14 protein-coding genes and 1 riboswitch are annotated in these 14462 nt (G+C 71.8%); of the genes, 6 read left to right on the forward strand and 8 right to left on the reverse strand.

All coding sequences use genetic code 11. From position 1 onward, the window contains the following. Positions 1-22 precede the first annotated feature (22 nt). Positions 23-99: riboswitch (S-adenosyl-L-homocysteine riboswitch) on the reverse strand. Between the two features lie 31 nt (positions 100-130). Genes AA23TX_RS47675 through AA23TX_RS47685 form a run of 3 tightly spaced genes read right to left on the reverse strand, consistent with a single transcriptional unit; the run spans position 131 to position 2238 of the window. Next, a complete protein-coding gene (locus AA23TX_RS47675) occupies positions 131-613 on the reverse strand; it encodes a GNAT family N-acetyltransferase (RefSeq protein WP_155549652.1) in 483 nt (160 codons plus the stop codon). Beyond that, complete coding sequence (locus AA23TX_RS47680; protein WP_155549653.1) at positions 610-1290, reverse strand: hypothetical protein; 681 nt, start codon at positions 1288-1290, stop codon at positions 610-612. Before AA23TX_RS47680 ends, AA23TX_RS47675 begins: the two co-directional genes overlap by 4 nt. 57 nt (positions 1291-1347) lie before the next feature. Continuing rightward, positions 1348-2238: an AurF N-oxygenase family protein gene (locus AA23TX_RS47685; RefSeq protein WP_155549928.1), complete on the reverse strand. Its 891-nt coding sequence runs from the start codon at positions 2236-2238 to the stop codon at positions 1348-1350. A gap of 86 nt (positions 2239-2324) precedes the next feature. On the opposite strand from AA23TX_RS47685, the gene AA23TX_RS47690 reads away from it, so the two are divergent. Further along, on the forward strand, positions 2325-2972 hold the full coding sequence (locus tag AA23TX_RS47690) for a TetR/AcrR family transcriptional regulator (RefSeq protein WP_155549654.1): 648 nt from the start codon (positions 2325-2327) through the stop codon (positions 2970-2972). Here AA23TX_RS47690 and AA23TX_RS47695 read toward each other — a convergent pair. Together AA23TX_RS47695 and AA23TX_RS47700 are read right to left on the reverse strand one after the other, a co-directional pair. Further along, positions 2969-3994 carry a DNA polymerase IV gene (locus tag AA23TX_RS47695; RefSeq protein WP_155549655.1) on the reverse strand — a complete coding sequence of 342 codons (1026 nt, stop codon included), beginning with the start codon at positions 3992-3994 and terminating at the stop codon, positions 2969-2971. The two genes, AA23TX_RS47690 and AA23TX_RS47695, sit on opposite strands and share 4 nt — an antisense overlap. 23 nt (positions 3995-4017) lie before the next feature. Continuing rightward, a complete protein-coding gene (locus AA23TX_RS47700; protein WP_155549656.1) occupies positions 4018-4281 on the reverse strand; it encodes a DUF3040 domain-containing protein in 264 nt (87 codons plus the stop codon). Positions 4282-4510: 229 nt separating this feature from the next. Between AA23TX_RS47700 and AA23TX_RS47705 the strand changes: the two genes are divergently transcribed. Continuing rightward, the gene (locus tag AA23TX_RS47705) at positions 4511-5569 is read left to right on the forward strand and encodes a cobalamin-independent methionine synthase II family protein (protein WP_155549657.1); all 1059 of its coding nucleotides are present in this window, start codon (positions 4511-4513) and stop codon (positions 5567-5569) included. Positions 5570-5597: 28 nt separating this feature from the next. Here the strand turns inward: AA23TX_RS47705 and AA23TX_RS47710 are convergent, their stop codons facing one another. Further along, a complete protein-coding gene (locus AA23TX_RS47710; protein ID WP_155549658.1) occupies positions 5598-6230 on the reverse strand; it encodes a LysE family translocator in 633 nt (210 codons plus the stop codon). A 158-nt stretch (positions 6231-6388) separates the two neighbouring features. On the opposite strand from AA23TX_RS47710, the gene AA23TX_RS47715 reads away from it, so the two are divergent. After that, a complete protein-coding gene (locus AA23TX_RS47715; RefSeq protein WP_155549659.1) occupies positions 6389-6994 on the forward strand; it encodes a GTP cyclohydrolase II in 606 nt (201 codons plus the stop codon). Here the strand turns inward: AA23TX_RS47715 and AA23TX_RS47720 are convergent. Continuing rightward, entirely contained in the window at positions 6991-7524 is a 534-nt protein-coding gene (locus tag AA23TX_RS47720; RefSeq protein WP_155549660.1) for a MarR family winged helix-turn-helix transcriptional regulator, read from the reverse strand. The genes AA23TX_RS47715 and AA23TX_RS47720 overlap by 4 nt on opposite strands. Positions 7525-7623: 99 nt before the next feature. Between AA23TX_RS47720 and AA23TX_RS47725 the strand changes: the two genes are divergently transcribed. Together AA23TX_RS47725 and AA23TX_RS47730 are read left to right on the forward strand one after the other, a co-directional pair. Then, on the forward strand, positions 7624-8586 hold the full coding sequence (locus AA23TX_RS47725) for an MBL fold metallo-hydrolase (protein WP_155549661.1): 963 nt from the start codon (positions 7624-7626) through the stop codon (positions 8584-8586). Between the two features lie 4 nt (positions 8587-8590). Continuing rightward, entirely contained in the window at positions 8591-10126 is a 1536-nt protein-coding gene (locus AA23TX_RS47730; protein WP_155549662.1) for an FAD-dependent monooxygenase, read from the forward strand. Here the strand turns inward: AA23TX_RS47730 and AA23TX_RS47735 are convergent. Beyond that, positions 10028-12241, reverse strand: coding sequence for a discoidin domain-containing protein (locus AA23TX_RS47735; protein WP_155549663.1), 2214 nt, complete (start codon positions 12239-12241; stop codon positions 10028-10030). The genes AA23TX_RS47730 and AA23TX_RS47735 overlap by 99 nt on opposite strands. Positions 12242-12750: 509 nt before the next feature. On the opposite strand from AA23TX_RS47735, the gene AA23TX_RS47740 reads away from it, so the two are divergent. After that, positions 12751-14445, forward strand: a complete 1695-nt coding sequence (locus AA23TX_RS47740) for a discoidin domain-containing protein (RefSeq protein ID WP_230863123.1) — start codon at positions 12751-12753, stop codon at positions 14443-14445. Positions 14446-14462: the final 17 nt, after the last annotated feature.

The following is a 14462-nucleotide window of genomic DNA, read 5'->3' on the forward strand; positions in this document are numbered from 1 at the left end:
GGGACACCGAAAAGCACCTCCCTCGCGGGAGGCGCCCTTGGAGTCGTGGTCCGGGCCGAGCGTGGCGGAAAGAGTTCCGTCGCAGCGCCTCTCGGCCCACGACCAGGATGGCAAAGCCGCCGGGAAGCTGTCAAGCGAGCCGGCGGGCCATGAGAACGTCGTCGAGGTCCTCGCCGCCGACGTGGAATTCCCCGCGCAGCACGCCTTCGACGACGAACCCGGCGCTCTCGTAGAGCCGCCGGGCGGCGGTGTTGTGACCCAGGACGCGCAGCGTCACCTTGCGCGCGCCGCGCCGGCGCGCCTCGGCCACGGCGGCGTCGACGAGCCGCCGGGCGATGCCGAGCCGCCGCCGGTCCGGGTCGACGGCGAGCCCGCCGATCACCCGGACGTGAGCGTGGGCGGGAATGGGGAACCCCGCGTCGAGACGGACGTAGCCGGCGACCATGCCGTCGTGCTCGGCGACGAGGACGTCTTCGGGGTGGGTGCTTTCGTCGAAGAACGGGGTGCCGGCCGGCGGCGGGGGAGCGGGGGACACCGCCGTCGTCCAGGTGCGCTCGTCGAGCTTCGCCAGCACGGCTTCGTCACCGGCGCGGGCCGTCCGGACGGTGCTCACCCGAGCTCCTTCCAGGCCTGCTCGACGATCCCGGCGAGCTCTTGGGGGTCGTGGTTGCCTTCGGTGCCCAGGCTCCGCACCGCGACGGTCAAGCCGGGGCCGGTGCGCTGGCAGTTCAGGACGAAGGACTGGTCCGGGTCCGGGGTCGCGCCGGGCGCGGCCGGGGCGTTGTGCACCAGGCATTGCACGGCGCCGACGCTGACCAGCTCGGTGCCCGGCTTGGCCACGCCGAGGGCCTGGACGTCTTCGTACGGCGCGAACAGCTGCGGCGAGGGCGCGCGGACGGCGACCAGCTGGAAGGACCGCAGCAGCCGCTCGTCCTGGTAGTCCTGGACCACCGCTCCGGCGCCGCCGTAGGCCGCCGAGACCCGGGACGTCGTCTCTTGGTCGGTCTTGTCGATGCGGTCGATCGTCGCCTTGCCGCGCACGGAGTCGACCTTCGCGATCGCGTCCTGGGCGCGGCTGAGCCCGCCCAGGTTCGCCGGTGCGGCCAGTGCCTGCCCGCTCGGCCCGCCGAGCAGGCTCAGCGCCAGCCACGGCACGCCGACCAGGATCGCGCCCACGAGCACGCCGATCAGGCCGGCGACGACCGGCCGCCTGAGCGGCGGACGGGGTGCCGGGTGTGGCGGCCCGGACGGGGGTCCGGCCGGGAAGTCCTGCGAGTAGCCCTCGGTCACCCGGGAATCGTGGCGCAGTCCGGTGCCTCCCGGGAAGGCAATTTCGCGGCCGGTTCGTCAGAGCAGGTGCGCGCGCCGCCAAATGCCCTCGGACCGGCCGCCGATCAGCCCCGCCTCGCGGAGGAACGGCACGATCTTCTCCGCCATCCACCGGCGCGTCTCGTGGAAGTGCGGGTTGGCGAGCGCCGCGGCCCGGCCTTCGCGCGCGTCGATCCCGACGCTGCGGTACACCCGCGGGTCGACCATGGCATCGACGACGCCGAACGCGACCAGCGCGGTCCGCAGCCGGTGCCGCTGCAGCGCCGCCTTCGACAGTTTCGGCGTCTCCCGCAGCACTTCCTCCTTGGCGAACCGGACGTGCCGGGCCTCCTCGACGACGTGGATGCGGTTGACCGAGCGGATCAGTGGCTGGATGCCGTCGTCGTCCATCATCGAGCGCTGCAGCCGGTCGGTGGTCTCCTCGGCGACGAGCACGCTGGCGAACATCGACGGCCCGGCGGCGGTCGCGCCGAACACCTTCGCGGCGCGGTGCACGACCTTCGGGACGCCGTAGCGCGGCACGCCGAGCCGGTCGGCGGTGCGGGCGAACATCACCGAGTGGCGGGTCTCGTCGCCGATCTCGGTCATGGCGTACTGCGCGTGCTCGGTGCGCGCGTCGAGGTCGAAGACGTACCGGGCGAGCAGCTGCATCAGGACGATCTCGAACCAGAGGCCGACGCTCATGATGCTGGCGATCTCGTGCTTGGACAGCTCGATCCGCTGCTCCGGCGTCAGCCGCGCCCACAGGTCGGTGCCGTAGAGGGAGACGCGCTCCAGCGGCATGTACGCCTTGCCCTCGGCCAGCGGGGCGGTCCAGTCGATGTCGACGTACGGGTCGTAGGAGTTCTTCGCGGAGCTTTTGAGCAGGCGAGCCGCGGTGACGTCCCGGTCCTGGGCCTCGACGCCCATGGTGGCCTCCGGAAGTAGGGGGTACATGCTGTACTAGCTACTTCGGGAGCGTACACGCCCTCGCGGGCGCTGAGTAGGCTTCCGTCGTGACCAAGGTCGACGGACGGGCGACGCGGTGGGCGGGCCAGCAGGAACGGCGCCGCGCCGAGTTCGTCGACGCGGCCCTCGAAGCGATCGCCGAGCACGGCCCGGACGTCTCGACCGAGCAGATCGCCGAGCGCGCCGGCGTGGCCAGGACGCGGCTGTACAAGCACTTCGACGGCGCGTCCGACCTCCAGCGGGCGATCGCCGAGCGCGCGGCCGAGCTGGTGACGGCCGAGCTGGAGCCGCTCTGGCACCCGTCGGGCTCGCCGAACGAGATGATCTCGACGGTGATCGCGACGCACCTGCGCTGGCTGACCGAGCACGTCCCCCTGCACCGGTACCTGACGCGCGCGGCGCCGGGACCGGTGGACGTCCGCGGCACGATCGCCCGCCACCTCAGCCGGCTGCTCACCGGCTACCTGACGGCGTTCGGCCTGGACCCGGCCCCGGGGGACACGATCGCGTTCGGCCTGGTCGGCTACGTCGAGTCGGCGACGACCCGCTGGCTCGACCACCCGGGCACGCTGAGCCTGGAGCAGCTGACCGGCCAGCTGAGCGGCACGATCTGGGCGATGCTCGACCACACGCTCCGGGCGGGCGGGGTCGAGCTGGACCCGGACCGGCCGCTGCCCTTGCCGGAGGGGCTTTAGTCCTCCCTGAGGAACTCCGCCCGCACACCGAGCAGCCGCACCGCTCGGGTCAGCTCGAACATCGCCAGTACCTCCTGCGCCGCGCGGTCGATCTCGCCGGCGTCCGACGTCGGCTCGGGGAGGGTGATGCTGTGCGTGTGGGTCAGGAACGGCACGAACCGCACCTTCACCGCGACTCGCGCCGCCGGCCGGCCTTCGTCGAGGACGTCCTGGGACACGCGCTTGGCCAGCGCCGACACCTCCGCCGCCATCTCCGCCGGATCGGTGAGGTCGCGCTGGAACGTCGTCTCGCGGCTGCGGGAGCGGGCCACGTACGGCGTCGCGCTCACCTCCGCATCGCTGATGCCGCCGCCGAGCAGGCGCAGCCACGGGCCGGTCTTCGGGCCGAACCGGGCGGCCAGCGCCGCGGCGTCCGCGCCCGCGAGGTCCAGGACGGTGTGGATGCCCAGCTCGGCGAGCTTCTTGGTGGTCTTGCCGCCGATGCCCCACAGCGCGTCGGTCGGGCGCGAAGCCATGACCTCCCACCAGTTCGCCTGGGTCAGCCGGAAGATCCCGCCCGGCTTGCCGAACCCGGTGGCGAGCTTGGCGCGCAGCTTGTTGTCGCCGATCCCGACCGCGCACGACAGCCCCGTCTCGCGCGCCACGGCGTCTTTGATCGAGACGGCCAGCGCCTCCGGGTCGTCGGTCTCCGCGCCGACGAACGCCTCGTCCCAGCCCAGCACCTCCACGACGACGGGGAGTTCCCGCACCGCGGCCATCACGTGCTCGGACACCTCGAGGTAGGCCGGCGGGTCACTGGGCAGGAAGACGGCGTCCGGGCAGCGCTTGGCGGCGATCCGCAGCGGCATGCCGGACTGGATCCCGAACTCGCGGGCCTCGTACGACGCGGTCGCGACGACGGCGCGTTCGGTCGGGTCGCCGTTGCCGCCGACCACCACGGGCTTCCCGCGCAGCTCCGGCCGACGGGCGATCTCGACCGCGGCGATGAACTGGTCGAGGTCGACGTGCAGGACCCACTTCACGAGGCCCAGTGTGCCCCAGGACGTCAGACGCGGTGGCGCGCCACGTGGGTCCAGACGGTGCCGGTGAGGGCGAGGATCCCGCAGAGCGTGACCCCCGGGTCGGGCAAGATCAACCCCAGGACCAGCAGCGTCACGGCGACGACGTCGACGGCGATCAGCAGGGCGCTCCGGAGCGCGCGCGACTTCGGGCGCTTGCCCTCGCGCAGGGCGGTGGCCAGGTCGGGGTCGGTGACCTCGAGGTTCCGCTCGATCTTCTCGAGCTCGGTGCGATCGTGGTGACTGAGCATCGGGGTACTCCTTCGGCGCCGAACCCGCCGTGTCGCCGTAGCGAATACCCAATCGTCCTCCCGGCTAACCGCCAAACGTCTTCTTATTTCGTGCTTTTCGCTGCTCCGACCGGGTGATCCGCGCTCCGTGACCGCCCGGGAGCGCGTTAGGTTCGCCTGACACGAGGCCGGTCAGGCCGGCTTCGCGCCGGTCGAAGCCGGTCAGGACCTTCAAGCAGCGGAGGACTCCATGACCTTGCCGACCGAACCGATCGGCAGCATTCCCCGTCCCGGCTACCTGATCGACGGGCTCGGCGCGTTCGCCGCCGGACGGATCGACGCCGCCGCGCTCGCCGAGCTGGAGAGCCGCGCCCTCGCGGACACGCTCAGCCGGTTCGAAGAGACGGGGTCGCCGGTCGTGTCCGACGGCGAACAGGGCAAGCCGAGCTTCGCGACCTACCCGCTGGCCGGGCTGACCGCGCTGGCGCCGGACGGCGTCGTCATCCCGTTCGCCGACGGGCACACCCGGCAGCTGCCGCGGCTGACCGCGGGCCCGTTCCGCTACGCGACGCACGCCGACGAGTACCTGACGCGGGCGAAGGCGCTCACGGACAAGCCGGTCAAGCAGGCCGTGATCGCCGCGTCCGCGATCTCGCTGATCTACCCGGCCGACGGCATCGACGGGTACCCGCAGGAGCAGTTCGTCGCGGACTTGGTGAACGAGGCGGAGGCCGACATCCGGCGCAGCCTCGACGCCGGGGCACACGCGGTGCAGATCGACTTCACCGAGGGGCGGCTGTCGCTGAAGCTGGACCCGTCCGGCGGGCTGCTGCGGCAGTTCGTCGAGCTCAACAACGCTGTGCTCCAGCGGTTCACGGCGGAGGAGCGCGCGAAGATCGGCGTCCACACCTGCCCGGGCGGCGACCAGGACTCCGTGCACAGCCTCGACGTCGACTACGCGGACCTGCTGCCGGAGCTGTTCCGGCTGGAGGCGGGGAACTTCTACGTCCAGCTGGCGAGCGAGGCCGACCCGGCTCGCGCGCTGCAGGTGATCGCCGATCACCTGCGGGCGGACCAGCGGATCTTCGTCGGGGTGATCGACCCGATCGACCCGCGGGTGGAGACGCCGGAGGAGGTCCGCGACCGCGTGCTCACGGCGGCGAAGTACCTGCCGGCCGATCGGCTCGGCACCTGCGACGACTGCGGGTTCTCGCCGTTCGCGGACGACACGTCGACCTCCCGCGACATCGCGTTCGCGAAGATCCGGGCCCGGGTGGAGGGCACCCGCCTGGCGGCCGAAGCGCTGTGACGGCCGGAGGGCCCGCCCCGGCGGGCCCTCACGCCGCTTCGGCGGCGACCTTCACCCCGAGCGCGACGAGCACGCTGCCGAGGACGGCGTCGAGCCCCCGACGGACGCGTCCGTCACCGAAGAACCGCTTCAACGCGCCGACCACGAGGGCGAGCGCCCCGAACCACAGGACCGTGCCGGCGGTCGCGATGGTGGCGAGCTCGAGCGTCTGCAGGGTGGAGCCGCCCGCGGGCAGGAACTGGGGGAGCAGGGCGAGGAAGTAGACGGCGACCTTGGGGTTGAGCAAGTTGGTGAACAGCCCCTGCCGGAAGGCGGCACCGGCCGCGAGCGGCGGGGCGTCCCCGGCGTCGCCGAGGTCCCGGTATTCGCCGCGGCGCACGGCCAGCCAGGCTTTGACCCCGAGGAAGACGAGGTAGCCGGCGCCGACGAGCTTGACGACGCTGAAGGCGACGGCCGACGCGGTCAGCACGGCGGCGACCCCGAAGGCGATGGCGACGACCCAGGCGAAGACCCCGAGCGAGATCCCGGCCCCGGCGGCGATCCCGGCCCGTCGCCCACCGGTCAGGGAGGACCGGGTGACGACGACGAAGTCGGGCCCGGGCGACATCGCCCCGAGGACGACGACCAGCAGGAACGACGCGGCGGTGGTCCCGGGGATCATGGCTCGAGGATACGACGTGACGTAACCGGTTTTCGGGGCCGATCGGGAAGATCCGGTGATCCTCCGGTGTTGGCCCCAGTGATGTTCGGCGCGATCACCGATGTTCGAATTTGAACTTCCGGTAGGGTCGATCACGTGGGCGATCCCAGGGAGAAAGCATGACGGCCGAGGTGCGGACGCGGGTGCGGATCCCGCTGCGACTCCACGGCGGCGTCGCCGTCGACGCCGAGGCCGTCACCTTCCGGGGTCTGGCCGACGGAGGCGAGCACCTCGCCTTCGTCCTCGGCACTCCCGGGGACGTGCCGCTGGTGCGGCCGCACTCAGAATGCCTCACCGGGGACGTCTTCGGCTCCGCGCGCTGTGATTGCGGGCCTCAGCTGGCCGAGGCCGTCGAGCGGATCTCCGAGGCCGGCGGCTACCTGCTCTACCTGCGTCAGGAAGGCCGGGGGATCGGCCTCTACAACAAGCTCGACGCGTACGCGCTGCAAGACCAGGGCCTCGACACCTACGCCGCCAACGCCGCGCTCGGCCTGCCCGAGGACGCCCGCGACTACGCCGTCGCCGCGCAGATGCTCGAAGCGCTGGGGGTCACCGAGGTGGACCTGCTGTCGAACAACCCAGACAAGGCCGCCCAGCTGCGCAAAGCCGGGATCGCCGTGCGCGAGCAGGTGCCGACCGGGGTCTTCGCCACCGAGAACAACGTCCGGTACCTCCGCGCGAAGGCCGAGCAGACCGGGCACACCCTGCCCGGGTTGGCCAGCTAGGCGAGCCGCTGGGCCGCCGCGGCCACCGGGCTCGTGGTGAGCTTCTCCAGCAGTCCGATCAGGACTGTCTGCTCCGACGGCGTCAGCGACGCCGCCCACTCCTTCTCGCGCGCGTTGTGCGCCTGGTACGCGTCGGTCACCGCCGAGTGGCCCCCCTCGGTCAGGGCGAGCCGGACGGCCCGTCGATCGCTGGGGACCTGCGTGCGGGTCACCAGGCCGTCGCGCTCCAGGGTCTTGACCAGGGCCGACACCGCCGCGCGGCTCATCCCGGCCAGGCGCGCCGCGTGGCGGGACTCCTGCGGGCCGGCCAGCCACAGCACGAACAGCACCCGGAACCCGCCCCAGCTCAGGCCGCGCGGCCGGTGCACCGTCGACTCCCAGTCGTACACCAGCGCGCCCGCCAGCCGGTGCAGCGTGAGGCCGAGGCGCATCGCGACGGGGTCGGTGGCCGGCAGCTCCGCCTTCGTCTTCCCGATCGCGTAGTCGACGAACGAGAGGTAGTCGAGGTCTTCGGCCGGTCGGTCGGTCATGCGGCCCAGATTAGGCGAAGGGGTTCCGCGCGCCGGTGCGGCGGGTTAGTGTGACCGGCGAGATAGTCAAACCTTTGACGATCATGAGGAGCGCTCGCCGTGACGAAGAAAGCCTTCGCCTCTTCGGCCGACCTGGCGGAGAAAGCGCAGACCCTGGAAGTCCTGGACGACGGCGTCTACGCGCTGACCGCCGAAGGCGACCCCAACATCGGCGCGATCGAGGGCGAGGACTTCCTCGTCTGCTTCGAGGCGCTGGCCACGCCGGTCGCCGCGGGCGAATGGCTCGCGAAACTCCGCGAGCACACCGACAAACCCGTGCGCTACCTGGTCTTGAGCCACTACCACGCGGTGCGCGTGCTGGGCGCGTCGGCGTTCGACGCCGACGTGATCGTCGCGCACGAGAACACCCGGGCCCTGGTCGCCGAGCGCGGCAAGGAGGACTGGGAGAGCGAGTTCGGCCGGATGCCGCGGCTGGCGAAGGCCGCGGACTCGGTGCCGGGCCTGACCTGGCCGACGCTGACCTTCTCCGACCGGCTCACCATCGACCTCGGCGGCGACCGCGGCGACCTGGTCCTCCAGTACTGCGGCCGCGGCCACACCGAGGGCGACATCGTGGCCTGGCTGCCGCGGCGGAAGATCCTCTACGCCGGCGACCTCGTGGAAGCCGAAGCCGCGCTGTACACCGGCGACGCGTTCCACCGCGAATGGGCATCGTCCACTTTGGACCGCGTCGGCGCCTTCGGGGCCGAGACACTGATCGGCGGCCGCGGCGGGGTGAGCCGGGGAGCGAAGGCGGTCGAGGCCGCCATCGCGCAGACCCGCCACTTCCTGGACACGATGATCCGCGAGGTCGGCGCGGCGCGGGACGCCGGCGGGACGCTCAAGGACGCCTTCGAACGGACCCACGCGGCGCTCGTCGGGCAGTACGGCCAGTGGCCGATCTTCGAGCACTGCCTGCCCTTCGACGTCTCGCGGCTGTGGGACGAGCTGGGCGGCATCGAGCGGCCGGTGGTGTGGACCGCCGAACGCGACCGCGAAGTCTGGGACCAGCTGCAGGACTGAAGCGATGACCGTCGCCGTTCTCGGCAGCGGCCCCGTCGGCCAGACGGCCGCGCTGCTGCTCGCGCACTGGGGCGTACCCGTCGTGCTCGTCGACGAGCACGAGGTGCGCGACCCCGTCGGGTCCAAGGCCATCTGCCAGCAACGGGACACTTTGGACGTCTGGGCGTCCCTCGGCGCGGGCTGCCTCGCCGAGGAAGGGCTCACCTGGACGACCGCGCGGACGTTCCACCGCGACACCGAGCTGTTCTCGCTGAAGCTGCCCGACGGCGGCTCGGCCCTGCCGCCGTTCGTCAACCTCTCGCAGGCCCGCGTCGAGGAGGTCCTCGACGAGCTGATCGCGCGGCAGCCGCTGATCGACGTCCGCCGCGGGCACCGCGTCCGGCGCCTGACCCAGCCCGGCCGGGTGGTCGTCGAGTGCGACACGGCGGCCGGGCCGCGCCGGATCGAAACCGACTACGCCATCGCGTGCACCGGTGCGCGCGGCGACATCGTGCGACGGGCGCTCGGCCAGCGTCTCGACGGCGTGTCCTTCCGGGACCTGTTCCTGATCTGCGACATCCGCGCCGACCTGCCGGGCTGGGCGGCCGAGCGGCGGTTCTACTTCGACCCGCCGTGGAACCCCGGCCGCCAGGTGCTCATCCACCCGTGCCCGGACTCGGAGTTCCGCATCGACTGGCAGGTCCCGGCGGACTACGACCTCGCGGCCGAGGAGTCGGGCGGGGCGATGGAGGCGCGGATCCGCGCGATCATCGGATCGGTGCCCTACGAGGTGATCTGGCGTTCGGTGTACCGCTTCCACACGCGGCTGGTCCCGCGGATGCGGGTCGGGCGGGTGCTGCTCGCCGGGGACTGCGCGCACCTCGTCGCGCCGTTCGGGGCGCGCGGGCTCAACTCCGGCGTGGCCGACGCGGAGAACGCGGCCTGGAAGCTGGCGTGGGTCCTGCGCGGCGACGCGGGGGAGGAACTGCTGGAGAGCTACCACACCGAGCGGCACGCCGCGGCGGTGGAGAACGCGGCCGTCACCACGGCCACGATGGACTTCCTGGTGCCGCAGGACGATGAGCGGCACCGGCGCCGACTGGACGTCCTCACGCGTGCCGCACACGACCCGGCCGCGTGCGAGCAGGTCGACTCGGGCCGCCTGGCGGAGCCGTTCTGGTACGCGGATTCGCCGTTGACCACGACAGATCCGGGACGCCCGTTCGCCGGACGGCCGCCGCGAGGGGCGGTGCCGCCGCCGGGGCCGGGTGTGCTGCTACCGGACCTCACCGTCGCGAGTGGACGGTTGCGGGACCTGGCCCGGCGGGGGTTCCTGCTGCTGACGACGCCGGGCGTGCGGGCGGAGGGTGCGCGGTCGGTGGGGATCCCGGTGGGCGGGGTGCTGGGTGCGCGTCCGGGCGAAGCCTGGCTGGTCCGCCCGGACGCGTACGTCGCCGCCGTGCTACGGGTAGGAGACCAGCGGGCTCACCTGGTGCCCGGTGTTCGCGGCGTCACCCGAATCGTTGATGACGTGGGCGATCGTGCCCACGCCACCGAGTGACACCGAAACGAGGTTGTGGAACCGGACCCCGCCGTTGTTCGGCACCTCGAAGGAGTGACTGGCCACAATGGACGGATTCGTGTTGAAGAAGCAGTAGCTGCCCAGGCCCCAGCCTTCGTGGCTGGTCACCGAGTCGGCCACCTTGTACGCCGCCCAGCCCTGCCGGCCGCCTCCGCTGGACCAGGACGCCTGGTCCGGCGGGTCGTACGGCATCTCGTTCTGGAAGAAGTACGTCCGCCCGCCGTTGCCGTTCCACAGCACCTCGTACTGCTGGTAGTGCTCGACGAACAGGCCGTACATGGTCACGTTGGCGCCGTTGACGACCAGGCCGTTCGCCGCGGTGTTGACGTTCCAGCCGACGCCGTTCGAGTGGTCGCCCCGCCACAGCCACATGTGGTCGCCGATGACGTTGTTCGAGTTGACCACCAGCGTCTGCGTGGCCTTCCCGACGGCCGCGCCGCCGATCCGGAAGAACACGTCGTGCAGCGACGTCGGGTCGGCCGCGTGGTTGGCGTTCGAACCCGGCTGGCCGACCTGCACGAGCACCGGCGAGTTGACCGCGCCCGCGTCGATCAGCAGCCCGGCGATCTTGACGCCGTCCACATCGGACGTCGTGATCGCCGCCGTCCCGGTGGTGGGCATCAGCGTCGCCAGGCCGAGGCCGAGCACCACGGTGTCCGGGCGCGTGACGTTCAGCGCCTGGTCCAGGTGATAGACGCCCGGCGTCACCAGCAGGTTTTTGCCCGCGGCCAGAGCCGCGTTGATGGTCGCGGCCGAGTCGGACGGGTGCGCGACGTAGAACTCGCTGAGCGAGATCGACTGCCCGGCCGGCGCGCCGTGGCCCCAGCTCGTGCCCGAGGAGTTCTGCCGCAGCGCCGGGACGAACACGTTGTAGCTGCCCGAGCCGTCGACGTAGAGGAACGGCTTCTCGCGGATCACCGGCGTCTGGCCGACGACCGTTTCGGGCGGGTTCGGGAACGACGCCGGCGGGGTGCCGGTCGAGCCGACGAACACCATGTTCCAGACGCCGCCCTGCCAGCCGCCCAGCTCGCTGTTGCGGGTGAGGAACTGCTGCTGCGAGCCGGAAACGGCCACGCCGTCGATCTTGCTGTCGGCGATCAGGCCACCGCTGGCCCAGCCGTCGCCGCCGTTCCACAGCTGGATCTGGCTGCCCTTGAGGTGCATCCGGCGGTACGGCGCGGCCTGCGCGACGGCCCAGCGTTCGACCTGCCCGGCGGGCAGCGTCACCGAGAGGTTCTCGGCGGAGCGCCAGAAGTTCTGCGTCGCGTTGCCCTTGTTGGCCGGGTTGTCGCCCTGCTGCAGCCAGTCCGCTTCGACGCGGACGTGGCCGTTGAGGTTGACGTCGTCGGGGGAGAGGCCCAGGCCCGCGACCTGCTCGTAGAAGCCCAGGTTGACGTCGGCGGTGTAGTTCCCGGGCTTGAACAGCACGGCGTAACGCTCGTTGCCGAACTGGTTGGTGTGCTGCTGGTCCGCCAGCTGCGTCAGCCGGTTCTGGATGGTCGCGGCCGGGGTCGACGGGTCGAACACCGACACGTTCGGCCCGAGGTCCGGGTTGCGCGGGTCGGTCGGCGGGATGGTCGTCCCGCCGCCGGTGCCGTGCACCGCGACTTCCCAGAGCGAATAGCCGTAGCCGGTCGCCCGCTGGGTGCCGTAGACCCGCAGGTAGCGGGCGGTGCCGGTGACGGACACGGTCTGCGTGCCGCCGGCGCCGGTGGTGGTCGTGTACGCCGTAGTCCAGGTGTTCGCGTCCGAAGAGAGCTGCACGCTGTACGCCTTCGCGTACGCGGCTTCCCAGCTGAGGACCACGTCGCAGAGCTGCTGCGCGGAGCCCAGGTCGACCTGCAGCCACTGCGGGTCGCTGAACGCGCTGGACCAGCGCGTGCCGGCGTTGCCGTCGACCGCGGCGGACGCGGGCGTCCCGCCGTTTTCGGTCGAGGACGCGGTCGCCGTGTGGCCCTGCGCGAGGTTCGTGGTCCCGCACGCGGCGGCCTGCGCCGGAGCGGACCCGACCACCACCGCGGTGGTGACCGCGGTGACGAGGGTGGTCGCGAGAACGAGGAGGCGGTGTGCGGGGGAGAACGTCGGTGATCTCATCTGCCTGCCTGCTGATCGAGGTGCGGGGAAGAGACCGCGCGGCAACGCCGGGCGGCGGCGGACCGGGCGAGCCCCACAGCTCGCGCCGGCGTCGGGTGGTGCGGCGGGTCCGCGGCCGCCTCATCCGCCCGGCGCCGTGAGCCGGAGGAGCGGTGCGAGGCGGGTGCGACGGCGCGAACCGGTCATCCCGAAGGGGTGCGTGTCGCGGCGGAACGATCCCGGGTGGCGGTCACGGAACCGGTTCCGACGGCGGTTCGCAGTTAACAGCGCGGGGTTCGGCGGAGTCAAGGATCCGGCGGGGATTCGTTCTCCCGGACCAGTGTGCGGGGTGGTCCGCGACCGTCCGGCGCAGCGCCGTTGACATTTTACGGCTCTTTATTTATATCCTGAACTAAGAGCGTGCCGAGGGCGGGACCCACACCCGCGCCAAGGACCACGTGAGCCGATCCGCGCCGGGGCAAGGCCGTCCCGGCGCCGGTTCGCCGTGGAGGTGCCCCATGCAACGCCGCATGCCGAGAACCCGGGTTCTCGCCGTCCTCGCCCTGACCCTCGCCGCCCTGCTCACCGCGCCGGTGGCCCAGGCCGCGCCCGTCCTGCTCTCCCAAGGCCGTCCGGTGACGGCGTCCTCGACCGAGTCCGCCGCCTTCCCGGCCGCCGCCGCGGTCGACGGTGACCCCGGCACCCGCTGGTCCAGCGCGTTCGGCGACCCGCAGACGCTGCAGGTCGACCTCGGCTCCACCCAGCAGCTGTCCCAGGTCGTGTTGAGCTGGGAAGCCGCCTACGCCAAGGCCTTCACGATCCAGGCGTCCACCGACGGCGCCACCTGGACGTCGCTCTACTCGACCACCACCGCGACCGGCGGCACCCAGACGCTGAACGTCACCGGCAGCGGCCGGTACGTCCGGCTGACCGGCACCCAGCGCGCCACGCAGTACGGCTACTCGCTCTGGGAGTTCCAGGTCTACGGCGGGGGCGGGACGACCCAGCCCGGCGACGCCCTGCTGTCCTACGGCAAGTCCGGCACGGCCTCCTCGTACCAGGACGACGGCGCGTGCCCCGGCTGCCTCCCGGCGAAGGCGTTCGACCACGACCCGGCCACGCGCTGGGCGACGAGCGCGACCACCGGCTGGGTCGACCCGGGCTGGATCACCGTCGACCTCGGCGCCACCGCGGCCGTGCACCAGGTCGTCCTGCAGTGGGACCCGGCCTACGCCGTCGCCTACCAGCTCCAGATCTCGAACGACAACGCGAACTGGACGACGCTCTACTCGACCACGACCGGCAAGGGCTTCAAGGAGACGCTGACCGTCAACGGCAGCGGCCGGTACGTCCGGATGTACGGCACCGCCCGGTCGAACGGCTACGGCTACTCGCTGTGGGGCTTCGACGTCTACGGCACCGGCGGCAACCCGACCACCCCGCCGCCCGCGCCGCCGGCCCCGCACTTCCCGGGCACGCTGGTCTGGAGCGACGAGTTCAACGGCGCCGCGGGCGCGGGCCCGGACGCGAGCAAGTGGACCGCCGAGACCGGCCCCGGCGTCAACAACGAACTCGAGTACTACACGAACAACAACAACGCCAAGCAGGACGGCCGGGGCAACCTCGTCATCCAGGTCCGCCGCGAAGCCACCCCGGGCAGCGCCTGCCCGGTCGACCCGATCAGCGGCAGCGGCACCTGCCAGTACACGTCCGGCCGGATCAACACCGCGGGCAAGTTCAGCTTCACCTACGGGCACGTCGAGGCGAACATCAAGGTGTCCGGTTCGCAGGGGCTCTGGCCCGCGTTCTGGCTGCTGGGCGCGAACTTCTTCAGCGGCACGCCGTGGCCCAACTGCGGCGAGATCGACATCATGGAGCACGTCGGGAAGTCGCCGAACCTGGCCTACTCGACCATCCACGCGCCCGCGTACAACGGCGCCGGCGGCATCGGCGCGCCGCTCGACCTCGGCCAGGACGTCTCCGCCGGGTTCCACAAGTTCGGCCTCGACTGGGACGCGTCGCACATGACGTTTTACGTCGACGGGAACGCGTTCGAGACGATCAACCGCGACACCGTCGAGAGCACGCGCGGGCCGTGGGTCTACGACCACCCGTTCTTCCTGATCCTCAACAACGCGATCGGCGGCGACTTCCCCGGTCCGCCGGGAGCCGGGACCGTCCTGCCGCAGGACATGGTGATCGACTACGTGCGGGTGTACCAGTGAGGCGGTTCGCCCTCGGT

It is taken from the genome of Amycolatopsis camponoti, from assembly GCF_902497555.1.
In the GTDB taxonomy this organism is placed as follows: domain Bacteria; phylum Actinomycetota; class Actinomycetes; order Mycobacteriales; family Pseudonocardiaceae; genus Amycolatopsis; species Amycolatopsis camponoti.